The organism is Geminocystis sp. M7585_C2015_104 (assembly GCA_015295805.1).
Lineage (GTDB): Bacteria > Cyanobacteriota > Cyanobacteriia > Cyanobacteriales > Cyanobacteriaceae > DVEF01.
Genome location: DVEF01000020.1, coordinates 23,796 through 47,997 on the forward strand (window position 1 = coordinate 23,796; position 24,202 = coordinate 47,997).

Annotated in this window: 21 protein-coding genes and 1 rRNA gene; 13 read left to right on the forward strand and 9 right to left on the reverse strand. The window is 43.1% G+C overall.

Annotated elements, in window-relative coordinates; genetic code table 11:
- Positions 1–83 precede the first annotated feature (83 nt).
- The 3 genes from IGQ44_02495 (at position 84) to IGQ44_02505 (ending at position 2,605) form a co-directional block, all read left to right on the forward strand.
- Positions 84–317, forward strand: a complete 234-nt coding sequence (locus tag IGQ44_02495) for a ferredoxin-thioredoxin reductase variable chain (GenBank protein ID HIK36848.1) — start codon at positions 84–86, stop codon at positions 315–317.
- A gap of 201 nt (positions 318–518) precedes the next feature.
- Positions 519–1,277 carry a response regulator transcription factor gene (locus IGQ44_02500; GenBank protein ID HIK36849.1) on the forward strand — a complete coding sequence of 253 codons (759 nt, stop codon included), beginning with the start codon at positions 519–521 and terminating at the stop codon, positions 1,275–1,277.
- A gap of 20 nt (positions 1,278–1,297) precedes the next feature.
- Positions 1,298–2,605 (forward strand): HAMP domain-containing histidine kinase, encoded by a 1,308-nt coding sequence (locus tag IGQ44_02505; protein ID HIK36850.1) that lies wholly within the window; start codon positions 1,298–1,300, stop codon positions 2,603–2,605.
- Here IGQ44_02505 and IGQ44_02510 read toward each other — a convergent pair.
- Positions 2,586–3,380, reverse strand: a complete 795-nt coding sequence (locus IGQ44_02510; protein HIK36851.1) for a creatininase family protein — start codon at positions 3,378–3,380, stop codon at positions 2,586–2,588. The genes IGQ44_02505 and IGQ44_02510 overlap by 20 nt on opposite strands.
- Positions 3,381–3,554: 174 nt before the next feature.
- Between IGQ44_02510 and phoU the strand changes: the two genes are divergently transcribed.
- Positions 3,555–4,220: a phosphate signaling complex protein PhoU gene (phoU, locus tag IGQ44_02515; GenBank protein ID HIK36852.1), complete on the forward strand. Its 666-nt coding sequence runs from the start codon at positions 3,555–3,557 to the stop codon at positions 4,218–4,220.
- Between the two features lie 133 nt (positions 4,221–4,353).
- Here phoU and IGQ44_02520 read toward each other — a convergent pair whose 3' ends face one another.
- Positions 4,354–5,361 carry an NAD(P)/FAD-dependent oxidoreductase gene (locus IGQ44_02520; GenBank protein ID HIK36853.1) on the reverse strand — a complete coding sequence of 336 codons (1,008 nt, stop codon included), beginning with the start codon at positions 5,359–5,361 and terminating at the stop codon, positions 4,354–4,356.
- A gap of 200 nt (positions 5,362–5,561) precedes the next feature.
- Here IGQ44_02520 and cofG point away from each other — a divergent pair, with 200 nt between their 5' ends.
- A complete protein-coding gene (gene cofG, locus IGQ44_02525) occupies positions 5,562–6,527 on the forward strand; it encodes a 7,8-didemethyl-8-hydroxy-5-deazariboflavin synthase subunit CofG (GenBank protein ID HIK36854.1) in 966 nt (321 codons plus the stop codon).
- Between the two features lie 120 nt (positions 6,528–6,647).
- Here cofG and IGQ44_02530 read toward each other — a convergent pair whose 3' ends face one another.
- Positions 6,648–7,208 carry a manganese efflux pump gene (locus IGQ44_02530; GenBank protein ID HIK36855.1) on the reverse strand — a complete coding sequence of 187 codons (561 nt, stop codon included), beginning with the start codon at positions 7,206–7,208 and terminating at the stop codon, positions 6,648–6,650.
- Between the two features lie 9 nt (positions 7,209–7,217).
- A complete protein-coding gene (locus tag IGQ44_02535) occupies positions 7,218–7,997 on the reverse strand; it encodes a photosystem II S4 domain protein (protein HIK36856.1) in 780 nt (259 codons plus the stop codon).
- Between the two features lie 190 nt (positions 7,998–8,187).
- Here IGQ44_02535 and IGQ44_02540 point away from each other — a divergent pair, with 190 nt between their 5' ends.
- The 7 genes from IGQ44_02540 (at position 8,188) to IGQ44_02570 (ending at position 16,098) form a co-directional block, all read left to right on the forward strand.
- The gene (locus IGQ44_02540; GenBank protein HIK36857.1) at positions 8,188–9,216 is read left to right on the forward strand and encodes a long-chain acyl-[acyl-carrier-protein] reductase; all 1,029 of its coding nucleotides are present in this window, start codon (positions 8,188–8,190) and stop codon (positions 9,214–9,216) included.
- A gap of 75 nt (positions 9,217–9,291) precedes the next feature.
- On the forward strand, positions 9,292–10,095 hold the full coding sequence (locus IGQ44_02545; protein ID HIK36858.1) for a carbohydrate ABC transporter permease: 804 nt from the start codon (positions 9,292–9,294) through the stop codon (positions 10,093–10,095).
- Between the two features lie 80 nt (positions 10,096–10,175).
- Positions 10,176–10,496, forward strand: coding sequence for an STAS domain-containing protein (locus tag IGQ44_02550; GenBank protein HIK36859.1), 321 nt, complete (start codon positions 10,176–10,178; stop codon positions 10,494–10,496).
- 120 nt (positions 10,497–10,616) lie between these two features.
- Positions 10,617–12,089, forward strand: coding sequence for a carotenoid oxygenase family protein (locus IGQ44_02555; protein HIK36860.1), 1,473 nt, complete (start codon positions 10,617–10,619; stop codon positions 12,087–12,089).
- Between the two features lie 1,135 nt (positions 12,090–13,224).
- A complete protein-coding gene (locus IGQ44_02560; GenBank protein ID HIK36861.1) occupies positions 13,225–14,280 on the forward strand; it encodes a Fe(3+) ABC transporter substrate-binding protein in 1,056 nt (351 codons plus the stop codon).
- A gap of 147 nt (positions 14,281–14,427) precedes the next feature.
- Positions 14,428–15,159 carry a dienelactone hydrolase family protein gene (locus IGQ44_02565; protein HIK36862.1) on the forward strand — a complete coding sequence of 244 codons (732 nt, stop codon included), beginning with the start codon at positions 14,428–14,430 and terminating at the stop codon, positions 15,157–15,159.
- Positions 15,160–15,219: 60 nt separating this feature from the next.
- Positions 15,220–16,098 (forward strand): aldose epimerase, encoded by an 879-nt coding sequence (locus IGQ44_02570; GenBank protein HIK36863.1) that lies wholly within the window; start codon positions 15,220–15,222, stop codon positions 16,096–16,098.
- Positions 16,099–16,182: 84 nt separating this feature from the next.
- Here the strand turns inward: IGQ44_02570 and cydB are convergent, their stop codons facing one another.
- From cydB to cobN, 4 genes are all read right to left on the reverse strand, one after another.
- Positions 16,183–17,187, reverse strand: a complete 1,005-nt coding sequence (cydB, locus tag IGQ44_02575) for a cytochrome d ubiquinol oxidase subunit II (GenBank protein HIK36864.1) — start codon at positions 17,185–17,187, stop codon at positions 16,183–16,185.
- Between the two features lie 16 nt (positions 17,188–17,203).
- The gene (locus tag IGQ44_02580; GenBank protein ID HIK36865.1) at positions 17,204–18,634 is read right to left on the reverse strand and encodes a cytochrome ubiquinol oxidase subunit I; all 1,431 of its coding nucleotides are present in this window, start codon (positions 18,632–18,634) and stop codon (positions 17,204–17,206) included.
- An 80-nt stretch (positions 18,635–18,714) separates the two neighbouring features.
- Complete coding sequence (locus IGQ44_02585) at positions 18,715–19,011, reverse strand: DUF2288 domain-containing protein (protein ID HIK36866.1); 297 nt, start codon at positions 19,009–19,011, stop codon at positions 18,715–18,717.
- Positions 19,012–19,091: 80 nt separating this feature from the next.
- Positions 19,092–22,760 carry a cobaltochelatase subunit CobN gene (gene cobN, locus IGQ44_02590; GenBank protein HIK36867.1) on the reverse strand — a complete coding sequence of 1,223 codons (3,669 nt, stop codon included), beginning with the start codon at positions 22,758–22,760 and terminating at the stop codon, positions 19,092–19,094.
- A 232-nt stretch (positions 22,761–22,992) separates the two neighbouring features.
- On the opposite strand from cobN, the gene IGQ44_02595 reads away from it, so the two are divergent.
- The gene (locus IGQ44_02595) at positions 22,993–24,039 is read left to right on the forward strand and encodes an aromatic ring-hydroxylating dioxygenase subunit alpha (protein ID HIK36868.1); all 1,047 of its coding nucleotides are present in this window, start codon (positions 22,993–22,995) and stop codon (positions 24,037–24,039) included.
- A 27-nt stretch (positions 24,040–24,066) separates the two neighbouring features.
- On the opposite strand, the gene rrf is transcribed toward IGQ44_02595, so the two are convergent.
- A 5S ribosomal RNA gene (rrf, locus tag IGQ44_02600) occupies positions 24,067–24,183 on the reverse strand.
- Positions 24,184–24,202: the final 19 nt, after the last annotated feature.

Sequence of the window (24,202 nt, forward strand, 5' to 3'; positions counted from 1 at the left end):
TTTTGTCCATCTTTGTAATATTCGTGTAATTCGGGGCTTTGAACTACATTCTGAATTATTCCATTGACTCCAAAATCTCAACCATGAAAGTAGGCGATCGTGTTAGAGTGATAAAATCAGTAATCGTGTATCACCATCCCCAGCATAAAAATCAACCCTTTGACGTTTTGGGAATGGAAGGAGAAATTATTAGGATTGTCAACCAGTGGCAAGGAAGGCCAATTAGTGCTAATTTACCCTATTTAGTTCAATTTGACAAAAAATTTAAAGCTCATTTTCGAGCAGATGAAATAGCTATTATTGATTCGGAAAAATAAAATCTCCCCAATTTATTTAAGGGTTTTTCCCGTCTATCCCCGCCATTGTCTCTCATTAGTCCGTGATAGAGAAATTAAGCCATAAACACCCCAGACGGGGACAACTGTTTTATTCCCTCCCCCCCTCTCGGGAGGAAAATGATTGAAACAACGGGATTTCTGTTATATATGTTATTAGGGAAACAACCATAAAAGAGTTTTATGTTGTCATTAGAATCTCCCTATTGCAATGCCACGGAAAGAATCCCCACCAATTCCCGTATACTAGTAGTAGAAGATGAGGAGTTAATCCGAAGTATGATTGTCCTCAATCTCACCGAAGAAGGGTATGAGGTGATTGAGGCAGAGTCTGGAAAAGAAGCCTTGAATGTTTTGGAAAATCGCAACCAAAACAACCCCGACGAGAAAATAGACTTGATTATCCTGGATTTAATGCTACCAGAAGTCAATGGCCTAGACGTCTGTCGTTTCCTCCGCTACCAGGGTAATCATGTACCTATTCTCATTTTGAGTGCTAAAGCCGGTGAGACTGACAGAGTGTTAGGATTAGAAATAGGTGCCGACGACTATATGACAAAACCCTTCAGTATGAAGGAATTAATCGCCCGTTGTCGTGCACTTTTGCGTCGTTATGCCCTCAATTTTAATTGTCCCACCTACCCCACCGTGCGTCAGTATAAGGACATTACCCTTTTTCCCGACGAGTGTCGGGTTATAGTAAGAGGCAAGGAAGTTAATCTTTCCCCCAAAGAATTTCGTCTTTTAGAGCTGTTTATGACCTATCCTAAAAGGGTATGGGAGAGAGAGCAATTAATTCAACAGGTTTGGGGGCCAGATTTTGTAGGCGAACCGAAAACAGTTGATGTACATATCCGCTGGCTACGGGAAAAACTAGAAATTGATCCAAGTAACCCGGAGTATATAGTAACAGTAAGGGGCTTTGGCTATCGTTTCGGTTAACTCATAACGGTTGAGAGAGGATGATTTACTTTCTACTGGGGTTGGCGATGGGTTTAATTTTCCACCTCCACCGGTGGCATCGCCTCGACCAACAGTTGAATGACATCCTCTATAATACTCTTGGTATTTCCCCCCTTCATTCTGTCGCCAAAATCCCACAGATTAAAAGGGGTATTAACTCTCTTCAAAATGAACTGAAACATACTAAACTTCAGATTTCAACATATAATGAACTGATAGATAATCTCCCCCTCGGTTATCTTAGGATAGATGCCAATAATCGTTTAGTAGACTGCAATAAACAAGCCCGAATTCTCCTTAACATTAACCGTTGGAATCCTGATTTTTTCCGACTATTCCTTGAGTTGGTACGTTCATATGAATTGGATCAACTAATCCAGCAAACCCGTTTATTACAGGAAAAACTAACTCTAGAATGGCAATTTTTTCCAGAGTTAAACTCCGTTTTAGATGGACAGGATATTGAAGAAAACTCAGAGGTAAATCCACTTTCTCTCAAAGCCTACAGTTTTCCTCTTGAAGGTGGTGAAGTAGCCTTATTCATTGAAGATAAAACATCCTTACAAAAGTTGCTGAAGAGGAAAGAAGAATTTTACTCCGATTTGAGTCACGAATTAAGAACTCCCCTAACCTCTATGTTATTATTATCAGAAACCCTCCTCAACCACACTGATGAAAGAGGGAAACTATGGGTAAAGCAATTAAACAGGGAGATAAATAGGCTCGCAGAGTTGGTGAAAAACTGGCTGGAAATTTATCAACTGGAGAATAACCCCCATTCCGTTTTGAGCTTTGAAATCATAGACTTGGAGGAAGTGGTGAAATCCTCCTGGCATTCCCTGGAAATTTTAGCTCAAGAAAAGCAAATATGTTTTGATTATTTTGCCTCAGAAAAAATTTACCTGGAGGCAGACTCTAATCGTTTAAGCCAGGTATTTATCAATCTGTTTGACAACAGCATAAAACACTGTAAAACGGGAGGCAGAATCAAGGTGGAGGCAAAAGTTAAAGAGAGTGAAAAGGGGGAAAAACAGGTGGAAATAGACACCATAGACACAGGCAGTGGATTTAACCCGGAAGACTTACCCCATGTTTTTGAAAGACTATATAGGGGAGAAAAATCAAGAGTTAGAAGGGAGAGAAGTGGTACTGGTTTAGGCTTAAGTATAGTAAAACAAATAATTTCTGCCCATGGAGGAAAAATAATAGCAAAAAACCACCCGGAGACCAAGGGGGCCTGGATACAAATCATTATACCCATGAGACAAGCTAAAACAAAAAATAAGTCTAACAATTGCCAGGATTAAAATGATAAACCTCAGTAATAACCCTAACCCAACCAGTGGCTAAATCCGATAAAATCTTTTCCCCCTTCTCCCTACTAGCAGCAGTGGCGTCTCCTATCACCCCACTCTTACTAATCTCCCTAGTTAGCCATGCAAAAGGAAACTTCCCCTCCAAAGACAGCAAATCAGAAAAGACGGGTGGATACTCTCTCACCGCTAACTCCATTTTCACCCATTCTGGTAACAAGGCCAACATCAAACTGGTTTCTGCATCCCCCGCATGAATCCCCCACTCCCTTTCTTTAGGCGTCAGTAACTCATTAGTCACAGTGGCAACCCTCCAGCTAAAAAAAGGAAAAATGGCAAAGTCAGGATACAGCTGATGTAGCTCCCGGGCTACAATTTCTAATATCTGAGGTTGTCCACCATGAGAATTAAACATTATCCATTTACGAAAACCCGCTTTATATATACTCTCGCCAACCTCCATCAACAGACTAGAAAGAGTTTGGCTAGAAATAGAAATAGTACCAGGGAAGCCATCATGCTCGTTAGACTTGCCATAATATAAGGTAGGCAGGGCAAAAGCGGGAATCTCTGACGGCAGTAGACTCAAAGCCTTCCCCAATACTCCCTGACTAATGGCAGCATCCACCACCAATGGTAAATGATAGCCGTGTTGTTCAATGGCGCCAAGGGGTTGAATTATTACTGTATTTTTTTTGTCCGGCAAGGAGTCAACTTCCTGCCAGCTTAGGTAGGCAAAAAAACGTTGAGGTGGAATCCAGCCGTGAATCATAGGGTTTAGGGGTTAGGAGAAAGGGGTTAGAGAGGCACTTAGCAGTATGCCTGCACCTATGGTTATTGTATCTTCAATAACACTTCAAGTGTCTGCCTTCAGATCTAAAATAGTATCTTAAAAAGGGCAACACTTCAACACTGATGATCCTAGCAAGAGGAAGTAACCAAAGTGACACTATCACATCAACTCATCGGTGACGGCAATCGGATACAGAAAAACACCTGTGAGGTAGCCCAAGATGTATTACGCATGGGCGCCCTGGTAGAGGAATTATTCCGTTACAGTCACCAAGCCTTATTCCGAGGGGAATTAGATAAGGTTTCCCTAATTATAAAACAGGATAAGGAGGTAGACCGTTACTACCGACAAGTAGAAATGAGGTGTGCCACTATTCTATCCCTACATGCCCCGGTGGCACAGGAGTTGAGAATCATAAGTGCCTTCATGCAACTGGTGAGGGATCTAGAGAGAATTGGCGACTATGCCAAGGATTTGGGGAATATCGCCCTCCGGCTCACCCTTTATCCCCCCCACCCCTGCATGCCAAAACTAGCAATGATGTCTCAAAAAGCACAGATAATGTTGGCTAAGGCTATGGTAGCACTGAGTGAATTAGATGGCGAGGCGGGCAGAAAAATTAAACTATTGGATGACAGTGTCGATAGCGCCTATGATGAGCTCTATCATACTTTAGCACACCAACGAGACATTAAGGGGGTGGTCGAGCCCATTATCCTCCTCGCCTTGGCTACTCGTCATCTGGAGAGAATGGCGGATCATGCTACCAATATAGCTCAGCGCGTGTCTTATATCGTCACCGGACACAGAGACTAGTTACTTAACATACTTAACAATACTTAATAAAAACTAAAATCAGTTTTACAATCCCCTTATAACAAAAACCAATAAGTAGAAAAAGGTGGGGATGACTATCCCACCTAAAATTGTTACATAACCCACCACACCCTTAGACGGCAGAAAGAGAAGGAGGGATATTCTCTACCCACTTTCTAGGGGGAGACTGACGCCGGATATTACGCCATATTTGAGTTGCAGCCAACGCGCCATCCGCCACCGCCACCGCTACCTGATTTAACCCCTTTTTCAAGTCTCCCACTGCAAAAATACGCTCATGACTGGTTTGACACATTTCGTTAGTCACCAGATTTTCCCCATCCCACTGTAACCCCTTGATTCCCTTCAAATACTGATTGTGATAAATTGAGCCCATATTGATTAAACCAGTAGTAGCCTCTACAAACGTGCCATCCACTAACTCTACCCCCCGCAATTTATGATTTTCCCCCACAAAACGAGCAATTCGTGCCTCATAAAGGGGAAAACCGTATTCTGCCAATTTTCGTTTCATCTCGTCACTAACTGTGCACAATCCATGGGTTAATACAGAAATGTAGGGGGTGAACCAGTTTAACACAAAGGCAGCGTTGATTTGTGACTCATTAGCTACAATTAAAACAGATTTTTGGTCCCACATGTCAAATCCATCACAAATCATACAGACGTGAAGGGTATAACCGGCATAGTCATAAACATTCTGCATGTCATCCAGTTGGGGGAGAATATCAATAATACCAGAAGCGGCAATGAGATACTTACTCCTAAAAACGGGATAAATGCTATTTTGCTTCCCCACCTTCACCTTAACCGCAAAGGTTTCCCCTTCATCCACCACCTCTTCTACATATCCCCGGAGAAAATCTGCCCCCCATTCAATAGCCTGTTTGGTAGCATGGTTTAAGATCTCTCTTCCCGGCGTGGTAGGATCAATCCCAACATAATTTCTCAATTCTTGCATCCAAAAAGATCGACCCTTCCCTTTTTCTACCACTAGACATTTTAAACCATAACGAGCTAAGTAGATAGCCGCCGACAACCCCCCCATTCCACCACCAACTACAATGGCATCATAGATCGTATTCAGACGAGACTCTAAGTTTTTACTGGATAACTTCATCAGTCACCTCTTCCCAATCCAATCACAATATGACTATCCAATTCACCTTTTATCTTAACTAAAATCAGCAAGAAGTCTCCCCCCTATAACACCCTTGATAGCCAACTAAAATATGCTACACTCGGTCTGTGGTAATAACCAAAAGAAAAGAAGGGAAAACAAGAGACTTGCCACAAGGAGGGTAGTAACCCCAATTTCCCATGTCACGGATTGTCACCTTTTCTCCAGCATATACCATTGTCCCTACCTACGAGTGTTTCAACCGTTGCCTTTACTGTAATTTTCGAGTAGATGTTGGCAAGGCTTCCTGGTTGGAGATAGAAACTGCCAAGAAAATCCTTGCCTCCCTCAGGGGTGTCACAGAGATTCTCATCCTTAGCGGCGAGATTCATCCCCTTTCCCCCCGACGCCACTTGTGGTTTCAAAGGATTTATCATTTAGGCAAACTCGCCTTGTCTTGTGGTTTTTTCCCCCATACCAATGCGGGAGTTTTAAGCTATGAGGAGATGAGTCGACTAAAACGGGTTAATTTCTCCCTTGGTTTAATGTTAGAACAAGTTGTCTCCTTAGATGTCCATAAACATGCCCCCACCAAGAGGCCAGAATTGAGAATACAACAACTACAATGGGCTGGAGAGCTTAAAATTCCCTTTACCACAGGCATTTTGTTGGGCATTGGCGAGACAAATCAAGACCGTTATGAAAGTTTAAAGGTAATTGCCTCAATTCACGAGAAATGGGGGCATATCCAAGAAGTTATAATACAACCTTATAGACCAGGCAGGCAAGATAAATACCAAGGCAAGCCTATAAGTAAAGAGGAAACCCTAGAAGTGGTAGCCATGGCAAGAAGGATTCTTCCCCCCGACATTACCATACAAATCCCCCCCAACCTAATTTCCGATAAACAACTTCTCCTAGAAGCCTTACAACTGGGAGTAAGAGATTTGGGGGGTATTGTCGTCAAGGATGAAGTTAACCCCGACTACCCCCATGAAGATATAACTACTCTCAGAGATTTTCTGCGAGAAAATGGATGGCAATTAAAACCCCGTCTCCCCGTCTACCCTCAATACTATTCCTGGTTACCCCCTCACCTACAGACACTCATCCAAAACTTCCTATCTCAAAACAAAAATTATCTCTGTCACCCCCCCACCTTATAAATCTCCACTGGTTTTCTCTTCCCCCTGTTTACCCATCCCCATATTGTTTCCCCTGACAGGATAATCTAATCATCCCCCCTCCACCACCTTACTAATCCGAGTCGTTAATTATCCCCCGTGTTAGCTAAGATGTTCAAACAGGATTTTAAACCCTATTCCAATCAACACTAAACCCCCTATTGCCTCTGCCTGTCTCTCAAAAAGATGCCCAAATTTTCCCCCCAAAAACACGCCAGTGAAACAAATAAGAAAAGTAATTATGCCAATTATTATAGATACATAAACCACAGATACCTGAATAACGGATAACCCCAAGCCTACAGCCAAAGCGTCAATACTGGTGGCTATTGCCAAGGTGAGTAAAACATAAAGATTGCGAAAGTCTACGCCTTCGTCTTCCTCCCCCTCCTCGGTGAGGGATTCATAAACCATTTTACCCCCAATAAAACCCAACAAGACAAAGGCCACCCAGTGGTCAAAACTAATGATAAAATCACGAATGGTTAAACCCAAAGTCCAACCTACAATCGGCATCAAAAACTGAAAGCCGCCAAAAAAAGTGCCTATAGTGGCCGCATCCCTAAAAGTGACTTTCTTCAGGGAAATCCCGCCACCGACGGAGACGGCAAAGGCATCCATCGCCAAGCCAACAGCAGTGAGAAAAATGGTGATTGAATCCATGGGAAAAATCTAAACGAAACGAGTTAGACTTATACGATAACGTTCTCTTTTAGTTACTTCTATATTGTCTATCTGTAGTCTACCTTTGCCACGAAAGGAGACTAAATCACCCACCCTCAGATTATAACTGGGTTGGGTAACTTCTTTCCAATTTACCCTTACATCCCCATTAACTATTGCAGAGGCCATTTTACTACGAGATATGCCAAAACCAAAAGAAGCAACGGCATCCAAACGACAGGATGCCTCCACCGTCGTCATGGTTTTTGTCTTTGGTGGCGAAACCTTCAATTGAGACAACTCTATCCTACTTACCGTTACAGGTACACTACGGACTCTGGTTAGGGAAGTCTCTAAAAATTCGGCAATCTCTGGGGTGACAATTACTTGTGCACCTCTTTCCCCTAAAACAATAATATCACCCACCTTGTCCCTTACTATACCAGTGGCTAGAATAGCACCAAGAAAGTCCCGATGGGTGGCGGTGTCAAAAAGAAAATTACCAGCAATATCTAAAGCCACTAGAGGAATCTGATTTATGTCTGCCTCCATTTCCTGTCGAAAGATTCCTATTCTCTGTCTTTCAGCAGTGGCGTAACCCCCCCAACTAATAAGTTTTACCTCTGTGAGGTTAGAAAACAGTCTCTCAATTTCAGCCAATACAGCAGGAGAGACAAAATCCGTGATAACTAACTCCCAAGTCTTAAGTGCCTTTTCAGCCTTATCCAGAATTTTTGCAACCTCCTCCCTGTTTTCTACTCTTTTTAACAATTCTTCTTTTGGCAACATCTAGTCTCTCTTGTTTTCACCCTACTCACTCTACCTATATACGATTATGACACTTCCTGACAGTCCACACCCACTGGGTAAGGCTACTGGTTAGCAGGAGTTAGCGGGAGTGGACATGTAACATTTTCTGTTAAGATGTGAAAAACAAGTTCTTCAATTATAGCCTTTCAAGGAATAACTAAAATACTAGATGTTTGGACTGATAGGTCATTTAACCAATCTGGAGCATGCCATTAGGGTAGCAGAAAAATTGGGCTATTCTCAATATGCCAGCGAAGGATTTGAGTTTTGGTGTTCCGCACCACCGGTTTTGTTAGAACAATTTGAGGTAAAAAGTGTCACCGGCGAGGTAATTCAGGGTTGTTATATAGAATCCTGCTTCCTGCCAGAAATGCTAGACAACCGTCGTATTAAGACAGCCATTAGAAAAATCCTTAACGCCATGGCATTGGCACAAAAGCACAATATCCATATTACTGCCCTAGGTGGCTTTTCTTCCATTATCTTTGAGGAATTCAACCTAAAGGAGAATAAACGAGTAAGAAACGTAGAATTAGACTTCCAAAAATTTACAACCGGTAATACCCACACTGCTTATATTATCTGCCGCCAAATAGAATTGGCCTCTGCCAAACTAGGAATAGACTTAGATAAGGCCACCGTGGCTATTTGTGGTGCTACGGGTGATATTGGCAGTGCAGTATGTCGTTGGTTGAATCAGAAAACGCAGGTGGGGGATTTATTACTGATTGCCAGGAATCGCGAGCGTCTGGAAAACCTACAATCAGACTTAGGTAGGGGAAAAATTATCTCATTGGAGGAGGCTTTACCCCTAGCGGATATAGTCGTCTGGGTAGCAAGTATGCCTAAGGGGTTACAACTGTCGGCAGAAATTTTTAAAAAACCCTGTTTGTTGATTGATGGGGGTTATCCCAAGAATCTCGCTTCCAAAATAGAGCATCCGGACATTAAAGTGTTAAATGGGGGTATAGTGGAACATTCCCTTGATATTAATTGGACTATCATGGAGATTGTGGAGATGGAAATCCCTAGTCGCCAAATGTTTGCCTGTTTTGCGGAAGCCATGTTATTAGACTTTGAAAAATGGCATACCAACTTTTCTTGGGGGCGAAATCAAATTACAGTAGAAAAGATGGAGAAAATCGGCGAGGCTTCCATCAAACATGGTTTTCAACCTCTCTTGACTTTTGCCACCTAAACTGATTTGGTTTAATTGGGGGATATTCTCTATCTTCCGAGAATCTTTCCCCTCAAAAATTTTCCCAACACGGCAATGGACAGATTTGCTAGTTTTTCCTTGCGATTGTTTGCTTTTCTTGTTTCCCTTTTGGGTTTATTTATTGTTTTATTGCCCTTTGTTTTTGTGGTGTATACCTCCCTGTTTGGGACTGAAATAAATCCCCATTTTACCTGGCGTTATTACTACCAGGCCTGGAAAATTGGCAATTTTCCTCTCGCCTTTAGCAATTCTGCTCTAGTGGCATTTGCCTGTGTTTTTACCCAAGTGTTAACATCTTCTTTGGCCGGTTATGCTTTAGCCAGGATTAGTTTTAAAGGGAAAAACTTTCTACTTATTTTGATAATATCAACTCTAATTATACCTTTTCAGGTATTAGTAATTCCCATATTCCTCCTTCTAAAAATCGGCAACATGCTCAACACATACTGGGCACTAATTTTACCGTCAGCAGCCAGTGGCTTTGGCATATTTTTTATGCGTCAATACTTCCTATCACTGCCAATAGAATTAGAAGAAGCGGCCATATTAGATGGCGCCAATGCTTGGCAAATAATTTGGGAAATTCTCCTACCCTTGGCTAAACCGGCAGTGATTACCCTCTCCCTTTTTACCTTTATTGGGGAGTGGAATGACTTATTTAAACCCCTGGTATTCACTAATAACCCAAAACTAATGACAGTGCAACTAGCCTTGGCCAGTTTTCAAGAACAGTTTACCAGTAATTGGTCCCTGCTGATGGCGGCGGTAGTAATAGCCACCCTACCGGTAATTATTCTTTTCATTGTCGGGCAAAAAGAATTCATTCAAGGCATCAGCAATACGGGGATAAAAAACTAGATTTTATTTCTCACAGCCCCACCAATGAGTTACAATGACTAATAATTGTTGTTTTCAGTGAGAGGAACATTCTACTATCTATGTTACCCCAGGTAAAAGTTTTACGTCCAGAAGGAATGCTTGATGCCAGCAAATCCACACAATTTCGTCAACAAATCAAAGATATAATCAATGAGGGCGCCCGCTATATCCTGATAGACTTGAAAAAGGTTAATTTTATAGACAGTTCTGGCCTTGGGGCTCTAGTTTTAGCCCTAAAAATGGTAAAGGAAAAAGGGGGAAAATTGTTTTTAATGTCCTTAAATGAGCAGGTAAAAATGTTATTTGAACTGACAAATACAGGACACCTATTTGAAGTAATAAACGATGAAGCGGAGTTGGCGGAAAAAATAAAAGCCTAGTGCCAATATCTAACAGGCATCCTAAGGGGCATTCCGACAGGGAGTCTTCCCAGTCTGATGTTTATACCCTTAAAATAGGGTAGGATTGTATCGAAGTTTAAAGGAATATTAAGAAATATGATGTTGGGGGTAGACAAGAAGGGAGAAGAGTTTTACAGTCTAGAAGACTGGAGAAAGGGATACCAGTCACAAACAAAAGAGGAAGAGTATTGGATAGAAGAAGTAGAAGGGGAGATACCTCGGGAGCTGTGTGGTACATTATATCGCAATGGACCTGGCCTGTTAGAGGTATTTGGCACCCCCCTGAAACATCCTTTTGATGGGGATGGCATGGTTTGTGCCTTTAGCTTCAAGGATGGCAGGTGTTTTTTCCGCAATAGATTTGTCAAAACCGAGGGCTTTTTAGAGGAACAAAAGGCGGGTAGAATGCTTTACCGTGGGGTGTTTGGCAGTCAGAAACCCGGGGGGTGGCTGGCTAATATTTTTGATATTCGCCTTAAAAACATAGCCAATACAAACGTAATTTACTGGGGAGGTAAACTGTTAGCCCTATGGGAGGCAGACCATCCCTACAGTCTCCATCCGGAAACTTTGGACACCATCGGCCCTACTGACTTAGATGGCATTTTAGCACCAGGGGAGGTATTTTCGGCACATCCTCGTATAGACTCTCATTCTCCCTTTAATGGGGGTAAGCCGTCACTGGTGAATTTTGGCGTCAAGACGGGATTATCTAGTACTATAACCGTCTATGAGTTAGATGAAAAAGGAGGGTTAATCCAAAAGTATAGTCATATTATCCCTGGTTTCTCCTTCATTCACGATTTTGTCATCACCCCCGACTATTGCATCTTCTTCCAAAACCCCACCAGTTATAATCCCCTTCCCTTCTTGTTAGGATTAAAGGGTGCGGGGGAATGTGTTAAATTCCTCAAGGGTAAACCCACTAATATTATCCTTATTCCCCGACGTCCACCCCACAAAGATGTTATCAAAATAGAGACAGAGGCGGGGTTTATTTTCCATCATGCCAATGCCTTCCAGATGAGCGAAAAGGAGATTATAGTAGACTCCATCTGTTATGAACAGTTAGCACAAATTGACCCCAATAGCAGCTTTAGGGATGTAGACTTTGATAAACTGGCACCAGGACAGTTATGGCGGTTTAGACTAGATTTAGTAGCCAGGAAAGCCACCAGGGAGTTAATAAACGCCCGCTGTGTGGAATTTCCATCCCTTCATCCGGGTAGGGTAGGACACAAATACCGTTACCTGTTCATCGGTGCTAGTCATCATCCTACCAGAAATGCACCCCTACAGGCCCTTCTAAAACTGGACTTAGAAACGGGCAGTCAACAACTCTATTCCTTTGCTCCAAAAGGCTTTGCTGGCGAGCCCATCTTCGTTCCTAGGGCTCATAATATCACCGATGGGGAGGATGACGGTTGGGTTCTCCAGTTAGTTTACAATTCTTTACATCATCGCTCCCAGTTAGTGATTTTTGATGGCAAAAACATCTCCTCCCCGGTGGCCATTTTGCACCTTAAAAGACACATACCCTATGGACTTCATGGCCATTGGAAACAGGATTAGGGGCATTGTCACTTAGTTAACTCCCCCACTTGTCAGTTTCCAGTCCACGGTAGTGCGTCATTCTGCCATCAGATTTGCTTCCCCATTACATTTAAGGCGTCTGACATTTCACGGACATACAATTTTTTATGGCCCATCAATTCTAGTCTTCTAGTCCTACTGTAGAGTCTTTTTGGCTGTTTTAAATTGTCTCAATGTATCCTCTTGTTAGTGCCGGTGGGGATTGGGAATAAGCAAAGAGTCTGGGATAGGAAAATTTTCTCGTTACATTTCTTAATTTTTTCCTCCCCGCCGCCGCCTTTGTGTTAGGATGGGGGAGAGGGTAGGAAGGCAGGATAGGTGACTGCCAGGGGTGGGTCTGCCTTTTATTTAAATGATACTTAATATCAATTAATAAAATAAACTGAACAAGGGGAAGAGGGGTTTTTGAAGGTTGTAAAAAAGATAAAATAGCAATAATGAGGGGCAGAGGTATAGTAGCAAAGGTATAAAAAGTAAACCAACTAGGCGGCCATCCAACCCCAAGGGAGGCGGGATGGTAAAGGCTACCCTTGAATAACCTCACCTATGGCGGCAGGCAGGAGGATAGTCCGTGCCCAGGCAAGAGAGAATGTCGAGCGCCGCCATTTCTGGCCTTTTACCATCTATTATCGCTCTGTAGCTTACTCTTCTCGTTTTATCTGTTCTTATGGCTGCTAGGCCTTCACTTCCGCCCTTTCTTTCTCTAATTGTGCCAGTTTGGCATTATTTTCTCTCAATGCCACGGGCAGAAGAGGATTAGGCAAAATCACAGTGTATAATATTTCCCTACCTCCGTCATGGAAGCCCTACACAAAACCCTGAAGCCGAGATATTACCCCCTCAGGGCGTAAATTTGAGCCATTATAGTTAAAGCTAGGGCATATTTGTATTACGTCTAGCTATCTGTAACCCAGCGCCTTCAAGAGGGAGGAAAAAATCTCACGACACAGGGTTGGTATACCAGATAACAGCGACCATCCCGGGATAGGCATAAAGAGCCAGAATTCCCCCCTCTCCCTTCCGGCTTAAATCAGAAAAATTATCGCTTTTATTGAAATTATCTAGCATTAAAGTTAAAATGTTTATCGGGAAATTAGATGAATAAGTGGGAGAAATGAGCAAAATAACTAGAAGAGTATTTCTAGGGGCGTCGGCAGCGATAGGGGCAGTGGCTTTGGCCGAGCTAACGGGGGCTAAGCACAGTTTTGCCCAGAGGAAAAAAGGGGGGGTAGTAAATTTATACTCTTCTCGTCACTACAACACAGATAGAAGACTGTATACAGACTTTGAGAGACAAACGGGCATCCGGGTGAATTTGATAGAAGGCAAAGGCGACGAGTTAATAGAAAGAATCAAGAGTGAGGGGAAAAATAGCCCTGCCGACGTCCTCATGACGGTGAATGCGGCAACTCTCTGGCAGGCGCAACAGGATGGCCTGCTTATCCCCGTCAACTCCAGAATCCTAAGAGAGAGAATACCCGCTTATTTGAGGGATCCGGGCAACCACTGGTTCGGCTTCAGTAAACGGGCAAGGGTAATCATGTACAACAAGTCTAAGGTCTCCCCCAGTGAGTTGTCTACCTATGAAGACTTAGCCAACCCCAAGTGGAAGGGGAGAATAGTAATGCGTAGTTCTACAAACATCTATAACCAATCCCTAGTGGCTAACATGATAGCCAGGATAGGGAGAGAAAGAACAGAAAGATGGGTAAGAGGGTTAGTGGCCAATTTTGCTAGACCCCCCGAAGGCAACGACAGTGCGCAAATAGAAGCAGTAGCAGCAGGTGAGGCTGATGTTACTATTGCAAATACCTACTATCTAGTACGTTATGCAAATGACCCGAACAAACGTGAAGTATATGAGAGGGTGGGGGTATTCTTCCCAGATCAACAAGGTGCAGGGGTACATATCAACATCAGTGGTGGCGGCGTTTTGAAGAATGCCCCCAACAAGGAAAATGCCATCAGATTCCTAGAGTATCTGGTGTCCCCTTCCGCCCAAGACTATTTTGCCAGGGGAAACAATGAATACCCGGTGGTAAAAGGGGTAAAACTGGAACCTGTCCTAGCCCAATGGGGTACATTTAAAGAAGACCCTACCGGTGTGTCTAAACACGGGCCCTACCTGGCTGAGGCCATCAGGATTATGGATCGTGCCGGCTGGAAGTAGTGGCCAGGAATGAGACCCTACCCAGTGTTTAAATTGTGCTTTAATAGTAGTACAAAATTGGTGCCCCCCAAAAAGGGTGATTGGTTTGCCATGGTGCCCCTATAATGCTGGATAAAAACACTAGCATAGAGGGGCCAATATTCTGGAATGAATATCAAAACAGAGACTGTCCAAATCCCCAGTGAGGGTGTTGTTATCTCCGCCTATTTGGCGCAACCCTCCCCTACCGAAACCCTCCCCGCAGTGATTGTAGTACAAGAAATTTTTGGGGTAAACGACCACATTAAAGATATTACCCGTCGTTTTGCCCGGGAGGGGTTTGTGGCAATTGCACCTGCCATCTTTCAACGGATTGCCCCAGATTTCGCCACTGGTTATACCCCCCAGGATATTGAAATCGGAAGAAAATACAAAAACCAAACAAAAGCCAAGGAATTACTGGCAGACATTCAGGCTACCGTCAACTATCTGTATCAACTACCCCATGTCAAAAAAACAGGGGTTGGTGCTATTGGCTTCTGTTTTGGTGGCCATGTGGTCTATCTTACTGCTACCCTTCCTGATATAAAGGCTACAGCCTCCTTCTACGGCGCAGGTATAGTCAATTGGTGTCCAGGTGAAGATACTCCCACTATCGCCCGCACTAAAGACATAAAGGGCACTATTTATTGTTTCTTCGGCGAGAAGGATGCTTCCATCCCCTTAGAGGAGGTGGCACAGATAGAGGCTGAGTTGAAGAAATATAATATCCCTCATAAAATTTTCCGCTATCCAGAGGCTGATCACGGCTTCATGTGTGACCAACGCGACAGTTATCATCCTGCTTCTGCCCAAGACGCTTGGCAAAAAGTCTTAGAATTGTTCAGAAGCACCCTATAACAGTTCATTTCCCCCTTTTTGTGGGGGGTTTATATTCTTCTCTTTTTTCTAGGGGGATTTATGTTTAATATTGCCGTCAAGCCGGAAGACAATTATCTTACCTATATCCTCAAAGACTTAGCTACTGATTCCCGTTTAGAAATGGTACCCTCCAGGGGTGGAATAGTTACCAATTGGACAATCCAAGGACAACAAATTCTATATTTGGACAAAGAAAGATTTAAAAACCCCACCCTAACCGTCAGGGGTGGTATCCCCATTTTATTTCCTATTTGCGGCAATTTACCTAACAATATCTTTTCCTACAACGGCAGAGAATATATCATCAAACAACATGGTTTCGCTAGAGATTTGCCGTGGGAATTTGTAAATCAGTCTCAAGACAATTCCGCCAGAATCACCCTGCGTCTTACCAGTAACCCCGACACCCTAGCCATTTACCCCTTTGCCTTTGAGCTTAATTTTACTTACGAGTTGATAGGCAGGAAACTGATTATCCATCAGGAGTATACCAATAAATCTTCAGAGGAGATGCCCTTTTCTGCCGGCTTTCATCCCTATTTCTATACCCCAGACAAAAGCCAAATTACTCTGGAAATACCAGCCAGACACTATTATGACAAAACAGGAGAAACTCGCTTCCCCTTTGACGGCCACTTAGACTTTCAACTGCCAGAAATAGACGTATTTTTCACCGACTTGACGGAGAATAGGGTGTCTTTTCGAGACTTAAAAAGAAAGCTACGAGTAACTATTTTCCTCGAGGAATTTTTCTCAACTATAGTATTCTGGACCCTTAAAGACAAAGAATTCATATGTATTGAACCATGGAGTTCCCCTCGTAATAGTATTAACACAAAAGAGAAATTAAAACACCTAAAACCCGGAGAAAGCTGTCGGACAAAATTAGAAATAGAAGTGGGGGGGTTACAATCATAGGCCCTAATCCCGGGGAAATCCAAAAAAATCTAAAAACCTAACACCCACCCCCGGGGGTTAGAGGGTAGGGCATAAGGGGAGTTGTTAGTTGGCTGATGTGATTTTACCCCGAAAAACAAAGTAGTTGTAGATGTTATAAAACAACATTATTGGTATTAAAAACCCAATAAATATTAACATGAAAACAAGAGAACTGGGGGAGGCTGCAGCCTCATAAATGGTGATGCTGGGAGGAATTATGTAAGGGAATACTACCAGTGCCAACCCAATGAAAGTCAACAGGAAGAGCAATATTGTCAAAACGAAGGGAGTTACCTCCCTCTTCTCGTTTAAACTCTTCAGTAGTAAAACAATCAAGGTGACACCAAGAAGAGGAATAAGGGCAAAAATGTAAACAAAAGGAGGGTCAAATAACCGATTTCTGGCAAAATCGGAAAATATTGGTATAACCGCAGTGATAATAATCGCACCCATCAAGGTGGTAACCGCCGCAATCTTTGCCGTCTTGTAATGGGTCTCTTGTAGTTTGCCTGTAGTTTTCATTATTAGATAACAGGACCCAATTAAAACATAGCCCTGAATCAAGGTTAATGCCACAATAAAACTGCGCCAATTGAGCCAATCCCAGCTGCTGCCGATAAAATGACCATTGGCATCTACGCGGATACCCTCAATAACCCCAGCCAAGGCAAAACCTTGTCCCAATGCGGCGACAAAGCTGCCTATCCCAAATGCCCAATTCCAGAATAACTTACGACGAGAATTCTGTCTAAACTCGAAAGAAACTGTGCGTAAGATTAACCCCACCACCATTATCATGATGGGGATATATAGGGCATTGAGAATGGTACTATAAGCCAGGGGAAATGCACCAAACAAACTACCACCCATCAGAATCAACCATGTGGCATTGGCATCCCATACATTGCTCAAACTCGTCATTAGTATAGTGCGTCTCTCCTCCGAAGAGGCAGTAAGGGAAAGAATCCCTACCCCCAAATCAAACCCATCCAGCATTACATACAAGAACAGGAATAATGCTAGAATAAAAAACCATACAATCGGTAGCAAGTAATTCAGGGTTTCCATAGACTTCCACCATCTCTTACACCAAGGGGCGACTATCAGGAATGTGTTGAGCGGGCGTTACTTCCACGGGGGTTATTTTTTCTCCAGGTAAGGGCAAGTTAAAATCTGGTCCTTTGGCTATAATACGACTACCGAAAAACAAGGCTGAGAAGAATAAAACCGTATAGAGTAACAAGAATACCGTAAGAGAGGCCAACACATTTTCCGGTGGCAAATGGGAAACCGCGTCAGCTGTTCGTAACTCGCCGTATACTGTCCACGGCTGTCTCCCCACACAACGCACAATCCAACCGGCTTCCACTGCCACATACCCCAAGGGCGCCGCCCAAATCCAAGACCACAACAACCATTTTTGTTTGCTAATATACTCAGGAGACAGTTTCCCCCTTAGCCATTGAATTACACTCACCAGCATTATCCCCACAAAGATAAAGCCAATGAGACTCATAACCCTAAAGGAGTAGTAAATCAAACCAATCATGTGAGGGCGATTTTTCTCATCCCATTCCTTCAACCCCAACACAGGCCTATCTAAACGAGGTTTCATTTCTAACAAATATGCCAATCCGTTAGGAATTTTTATCTCCCAGTCGTTTCTTTCTGCCTTCTCATTGGGAATAGCCAACAAACTCCAGTCTGCCTTTTCCCCCGCCGGTATTGTTTCCCATAGGGCCTCCATGGCCGCCAATTTTGTAGGCTGATGGTAGTACACCTGTTCAGCACTCAAGTGCCCTACATATATCTGTAAGGGGGTAATGGCTATAGCTACAGCCAGGACAATTTTAAAAGACTTGGCAAAAAACTCAGTATGACATTGTTTAAGAATGTACCAGGCACTAATGCCACCAATCACAAACAGGGAGGTTTCTAGGGTAGCCAGAAACATGTGGGATACGCTTTTTACCATGAAAGGATTAAAAATGGCGGCAAAATAATCCCTAACCACAAATTTCCCTTCCACAAAATCCCCCCCTGCCGGTGTTTGCAACCAAGAATTGGCCGTCAGAATCCAGAAGGTAGACAGATTGGCTCCTATAGCTACACATATAGTTGATATGTAGTGTATAACAGGATGAACCCGTTGCCAGCCGAATATCATTATTCCCAAAAAGCCGGCTTCCAACATGAATGCCATGGTAGCCTCAAATCCCATGATGCTACCAAAGAAATCCCCCACTGCCTCAGAAAAGGGAGCCCAATTTGTGCCGAATTGGAATGCCATTGGCGCACCAGATGCTACTCCAATCCCGAAATTGAGCACATACAGCTTCGACCAAAAACGGGCATGATAGTAATAATCGGGGTTTTTTGTTTTTAGCCATAACCCCTCTACGATTACTAGATAAATAGCCATGCCCGTGGTTAAGACAGGCCACAACATGTGAAATATGGCAGTTACGGCAAACTGTATTCGGGAAAGGGGGAGGGTATCTGATAAAAGCTCCATGTCTTATTACCCTACGGCAATATGAGTACAATTTTCATTCTATTTGCTTTCCCTGGACTCCCTTGATTTTTAATATTTTTCTAAGATTCTTCCTCTTGCCAAATCAACACAAAGGGTTGTACTATGATGGCCTTAAACTTCTTCGTAGGATTGTTATTCCACTGACTTAGTTGGCTAGCAGAGGGTTTGGCCAATAAGTTTTCATTAATCCAACTTTGTACCAGATTCACATTATCTTCGGCAATGGCACAACCCACTTCCACTAAATCTAGACGGGAAGAAACCAAAATCAATCCATCTCGCAAGGCATGGGGAAGTAAGTCTCGCCAATTTACCTCTGCTAACTGTTGTTGCAACTGTGTTTTAAAATCAGACATAGTGTTTCATCAGATAGATTTTCGTCATTCTAGCACCCTTTATAGATTTTGTTCCAAATATTAAAAAAAAATACAAAATTTCACGGGCTGAAATTTTCCAATACTCCCTCAGATTCATGGACAATTTCCCTCAGTTTATCTAAAAGAAACCCATCCGCTTTCCACAAATTCCTCTGGGAGGCCTCCATTAGTCTTTCGGCCATATCTCGTAAAGCCCAGGGGTTTTTTTCTAGTAGAAAATTTCTAACACTATCATCTAACAAATATGCCTCAGCCACACCAGTAAATAGGAAGTCAGGAACAACTTTTGTGGTGGCCGCATAGGCGAATAAAAAATCCACGGTGGCACTCATTTCAAAAGCACCCCTATAGCCATGATGCATCATCGCCCTTATCCATTTAGGATTCACTACCCTACTACGATACACCCTGGCAATTTCTTCTCGTAGATGACGCACTTTAGGTTTATCTGGTTGAGAATTATCGCCAAAATAAATAATAGGATTTTCCCCCTTCAGATGTCTGACTGCCGCCACTAGCCCTCCCTGAAATTGGTAGTAATTGTCCGAGTCCAGAATATCATGTTCTCGGTTATCTTGATTATGTAAAACTATCTGTAATTCCGTTAATCTTCGGGCAAAAACTTCTGGCTGAAAAACCCCTTTACTTCCCTCATAAGCATAACTACTCCAATTAAGATAAGCCTTGGCCAAATCCTCATCCGTTTGCCAATTTTGAGAGTCAATTAATCCTTGTAGTCCCGCGCCATAAGCGCCGGGTTTTGAGCCAAAAATTCGATAACTTGCCAGCCTCCTGGCTTCTTCCTCATTCAGCCCTTGGCTCAACCAATATTTAGTATCCTCTTCCACCCGCATGGCCAAGGGATTATATTCTCCCTCCTCTTTCAGACTTGCCACATGAAGATTAATTTCGTACAATAGTTCTAGTATGTTGGGGAAACTGTCCCTAAAAAAGCCTGATACCCTTACAGTGACATCCACACGGGGCCTTTTTAAAAGGGAGAGGGGGATTATCTCGTAGTTCACCACTCGACGGTTGTTGCCATCCCAGACAGGTTTTACCCCCATTAGAGCCATGATTTGGGCTATGTCATCTCCCCCAGTCCTCATGGTGGACGTACCCCAAACGGAGATAGCAAGACTGCGGGGGTATTCTCCATACTCTTGGGTATAGGTTTCTATCAGGGTTTCTGCGGCCTTTCTGCCTACCTCCCAGGCTGTTTCTGTAGGTATTGTGCGAATATCTACAGCATAGAAATTGCGTCCAGTGGGCAAAACATCACTTCTTCCCCTGGTAGGCGCGCCACTACCACCACTGGGGATATATTTGCCTTCTAATCCCCTGATAAGATTATCTATTTCCTCCCTAGTTTTCCTCAGTTTTGGGAGGAGATTATCAGCTATCCAATTCAGACATTTTTCTGTGTTTTTGCCCAGACAAATATTACCGGGTTTTTCTCCTTTTATAACCGATTCTACTAGCTGTTGGGCCATTGTTTCTAGTCTTTCTGTATTTCCCCTTTCTATGTCAGATAAATCCCCGCCCTTGGCTAACAAATCCTCTTTTATCGCCTCTATTATCCCCATTTTTTGATAACTGTTAAAACGGGCAATCGCCAGGGTCAAGTCCCTCAATTGCCTCCCCTCAGGGGCAACACCTAAGACGTGTAAGCCGTTTCGGATTTGAGCTTCCTTCAACTCACACAAATAACCATCGGCTAAAGTGAGGAATTCTGCCAAAGAATCTTTTTTGACTTCCTCAACTCCTAAATCTTCATTCAATTTAGTTTTAGCCACTAAACTGTAGATTTTTTCACTGATAACGGGAATACGACTGGGATTTAAACTTTGAGCTTGGTAATATTCATCAATTAAAAACTCCAATTCTAGTAAATCTCCATACAATTCCGCTTGGGTAAGAGGGGGAGTAAGATGGTCTATAATAACGGCATTAGAGCGTCTTTTTGCTTGTGTTCCCTCCCCAGGATCGTTTACAATAAAGGGGTAAAAATGGGGAATACTGCCTATGGCGATTTCTGGATAACAGTTCTCTGACAATGCTATACTTTTTCCTGGCAGCCACTCTAAATTTCCATGTTTTCCCACATGAATAATGGCATCGGCACAAAAAACATTTTTTATCCAGTAATAAAAGGCCAAATAGTGGTGAGTAGGTGGCAAGTCGGGGGAGTGATAACTTAGACTAGGATCTACGTCATAGCCTCTAGAGGGTTGAATGCCTATAAAGATATTTCCCAATTGTATTCCCGGTATGGGAATTTTGTCCGACATTTCTCCGTGGCGGGGGATTTGATTTATGCCTCCCCATTGGGATATAATTTCCCTTTGCACTTTATCGGGGAGACTGGTAAAATATTGCTGATACTCTTCGAGGGAAATAGACTGATTAATTTGTTTCCGGTACAGGATTTCTCTCTCATTAGTAACCCCTTTAATAATACGAAAAACCAACTCATCCCCGTTTTCAGGTATATTCTCAACCAGATAATCATTTTCTTGTAATGCCTTAAGAATTTGGATGCAACTGGCGGGTGTATCTAATCCCACTCCATTAGCAATTCTTCCATCCTTGTTAGGGTAATTGGCTAGTATTAAAGCGATTCTTTTTTCTGAGTTTTTCTTGCGCCTAATTTTGAGCCAATTTTTTGTGAGCTCAACCAAATAGTTTATCCTATTTTCCAGTGGCTGATATACAACAACATCTGTTTCCAAGCGGGGGTGAAAACTAACAGCAGATTTAAAGGAAATGGCACGAGTAATGATTCTCCCATCCACTTCGGGTAGGGCAACATTCATGGCGACATCTTTTGGAGACAATCCCTGAAAACTCTTCTCCCAGTATTCCTGAGTACTCCCACTAAAAATCACTTGTAGTACTGGCACATCTAGTTTTTGCCATAGTTCAATACTGGTTTCATCCCCTATTCTGGCCAAAGAAAAACTAGTAGTGTTGAGAATCAAATCTACTTTTTTATTCGAGATTATCTCCCCAATTTCTAACTGTATGTCTGGCTCTTTTAAGGAAAGTAAATATATAGCAATCACTGATATGTTCTGATTATTTAAAGCTTGGATGAGGGAGTCAATGGGGCGGGTATTTCCAGCGAGGAAATGGGAGCGATAGAAGAGAATAGCCACATCAATTTTGGCAGTTTTGGAGGAAAAATATAGTCCAAAACGAGGAATAACTTTAGGGGGTTGACAAGTAAATTGTGTGCCCAAACAGGTATTAGCGACAAACTTGAAGGCATTGGCAAAATTTTCCACTCCTCCCTCGGTAAAATAACGCCATAATTGCGTTACCAGGGGAAGGGAAACATTGGAGGAAGCAAACAATTCCGGTTGTGGGCGATTATCTCCTGGTAGAATGAATAAAGAGGCATTGGTATCATTAGCTACCCGTCTGCATGTCTCCAAACCATAACTCCAATAACTCCTGCCTCCCAGCAGACGTACAATTATAACGCGTGCATTATACAAAACTTCTTCGGCATAGGTGTCGATGGATAACTCCTGTTGCAACTGTAGCAAATTAACCACACGAATAGAGGGGAAATCAGGGGGGAGTTTTTCCAGACAGGCGGCAGTGGTTTGAATATCAGTATCGGCACTGGTTATGAAAATGATGTCAGCCGGCGTTTGAGAGACAAAAATAACACCTTCTATGTCCGGATTCCAACCTCCAGGAATGGCTGCTAATTTATGCATATAACTTGCATTTATTGACGAAAGACAACACAAGGAAAATAGCGATTTTTATCTGAAAAACGGTATATTATCTCCTATAGTCTGGCTGCCCTTCATTAGAACTTATGGGGATATTGTAGCACATTTCAATGCAAAATTTCTCTGTTTTCCTCTTGTTTTTATTGGCAAAAATCCCCTAAAATGTTACTGCAACAGTAATTAAAAAAAAGAAGATAAAATAGACGGTCAAAAGATGAGACAGTGGGAGACAAAAACAAATATTCGTACTTGTGGTATAAATCCCAATCACTGGTATGTGGTAGCTTTAGCGGAGGAAGTAAAAGATAAACCAGTAGCAGTAACACTCTGGCATGAGGACATAGTACTATTTCGTGACTCCAAGGGGAAGATAAGGGCGTTAGAGAATAGGTGTCCCCATCGTCGGGTAAAATTGAGTGAGGGGGCAGTAGTGGGAGACGAAATAGAATGCGCCTATCACGGTTGGCGTTTTAACCCAGAGGGAAAATGCAGTCTTGTGCCTTACCTGGCAGAAAATCAGAAGATGCCCAGCTGTACCCTCAAATCTTATCCCGTGGAGGAGTTAGACGGCTTTGTTTGGCTATTTCCTGGCAGTGGCGACGCCCAAAAAAACATCAAACCTATGGGGATACCGGAATGGGAGCATCTAAACTATATAGCCAGTTTAGCAGTAATAGACTGTCCTGGCCATTTTTCCTTTTTGATTGAAAACCTAATGGACATGTATCACGGCCATTTACACAAAGATTATCAGGCTTGGGCTAACCCGCGGCTAAAGGAGATAAAAACCAGTGTGGGAAGGGTAGATGCCATATACGAAGCCGACAGTTATTACCGCATCGACAAGATTTGGTCGATTTCCCAACTGTTTCTTCCCTCTCTTCGCCGTCTCCATCCAGAAACACTACGCGTCAGTTACATCTACCCCCATTGGAGTGCTAGCCTAGGGGAGGACTTTAAAATCTACTGCCTATTTTGTCCCATTAATGAAACCCGCACCAAGGCCTACCTAGTTCATTTCACCTCATTACAGGCCTTTAAACGGCTACACAGACTCCCCGTCTGGTTCCGTCGCCTTGTCAAAAATAGCCTCTTCAACAGTGCTAAGGGGTTGCTGGAGGGCTTAGTAAGACAGGACCTGAGGATGATAAGACAAGAACAGGAGGCGTTTGACCAAAACCCGTCCGAGAGAAACTATGAACTGAATCCCGCCATTGGCAAGGTACAGGAGTTGCTTCTGGCACAGGCCAAGGGGCAATAAAAAAAGGGCCAACAGGAAAAGGGAGGAAGCGGGCATGGAGCTATTGTCCCATGGGGTTGCCCCCATAGTATCGTCACCGCTGCCCCGTTTCACTGCCGAGTTCGGGATGGGTCGGAGTGGGGCCGGGGCGCTTCACACACCCGCACCTTCAAGACTGCATAGA

Bases quoted from the DNA above. Each gene is read 5' to 3' on its own strand.
- IGQ44_02495 (HIK36848.1), top strand. From the start codon at position 84: ATGAAAGTAGGCGATCGTGTTAGAGTGATAAAATCAGTAATCGTGTAT.
- IGQ44_02500 (HIK36849.1), top strand. From the start codon at position 519: ATGTTGTCATTAGAATCTCCCTATTGCAATGCCACGGAAAGAATCCCC.
- IGQ44_02505 (HIK36850.1), top strand. From the start codon at position 1,298: ATGATTTACTTTCTACTGGGGTTGGCGATGGGTTTAATTTTCCACCTC.
- IGQ44_02520 (HIK36853.1), bottom strand. From the start codon at position 5,361: ATGAAGTTATCCAGTAAAAACTTAGAGTCTCGTCTGAATACGATCTAT.
- cofG (HIK36854.1), top strand. From the start codon at position 5,562: ATGTCACGGATTGTCACCTTTTCTCCAGCATATACCATTGTCCCTACC.
- IGQ44_02530 (HIK36855.1), bottom strand. From the start codon at position 7,208: ATGGATTCAATCACCATTTTTCTCACTGCTGTTGGCTTGGCGATGGAT.
- IGQ44_02535 (HIK36856.1), bottom strand. From the start codon at position 7,997: ATGTTGCCAAAAGAAGAATTGTTAAAAAGAGTAGAAAACAGGGAGGAG.
- IGQ44_02540 (HIK36857.1), top strand. From the start codon at position 8,188: ATGTTTGGACTGATAGGTCATTTAACCAATCTGGAGCATGCCATTAGG.
- IGQ44_02545 (HIK36858.1), top strand. From the start codon at position 9,292: ATGGACAGATTTGCTAGTTTTTCCTTGCGATTGTTTGCTTTTCTTGTT.
- IGQ44_02550 (HIK36859.1), top strand. From the start codon at position 10,176: ATGTTACCCCAGGTAAAAGTTTTACGTCCAGAAGGAATGCTTGATGCC.
- IGQ44_02555 (HIK36860.1), top strand. From the start codon at position 10,617: ATGTTGGGGGTAGACAAGAAGGGAGAAGAGTTTTACAGTCTAGAAGAC.
- IGQ44_02560 (HIK36861.1), top strand. From the start codon at position 13,225: ATGAGCAAAATAACTAGAAGAGTATTTCTAGGGGCGTCGGCAGCGATA.
- IGQ44_02565 (HIK36862.1), top strand. From the start codon at position 14,428: ATGAATATCAAAACAGAGACTGTCCAAATCCCCAGTGAGGGTGTTGTT.
- IGQ44_02570 (HIK36863.1), top strand. From the start codon at position 15,220: ATGTTTAATATTGCCGTCAAGCCGGAAGACAATTATCTTACCTATATC.
- cydB (HIK36864.1), bottom strand. From the start codon at position 17,187: ATGGAAACCCTGAATTACTTGCTACCGATTGTATGGTTTTTTATTCTA.
- IGQ44_02580 (HIK36865.1), bottom strand. From the start codon at position 18,634: ATGGAGCTTTTATCAGATACCCTCCCCCTTTCCCGAATACAGTTTGCC.
- IGQ44_02585 (HIK36866.1), bottom strand. From the start codon at position 19,011: ATGTCTGATTTTAAAACACAGTTGCAACAACAGTTAGCAGAGGTAAAT.
- cobN (HIK36867.1), bottom strand. From the start codon at position 22,760: ATGCATAAATTAGCAGCCATTCCTGGAGGTTGGAATCCGGACATAGAA.
- IGQ44_02595 (HIK36868.1), top strand. From the start codon at position 22,993: ATGAGACAGTGGGAGACAAAAACAAATATTCGTACTTGTGGTATAAAT.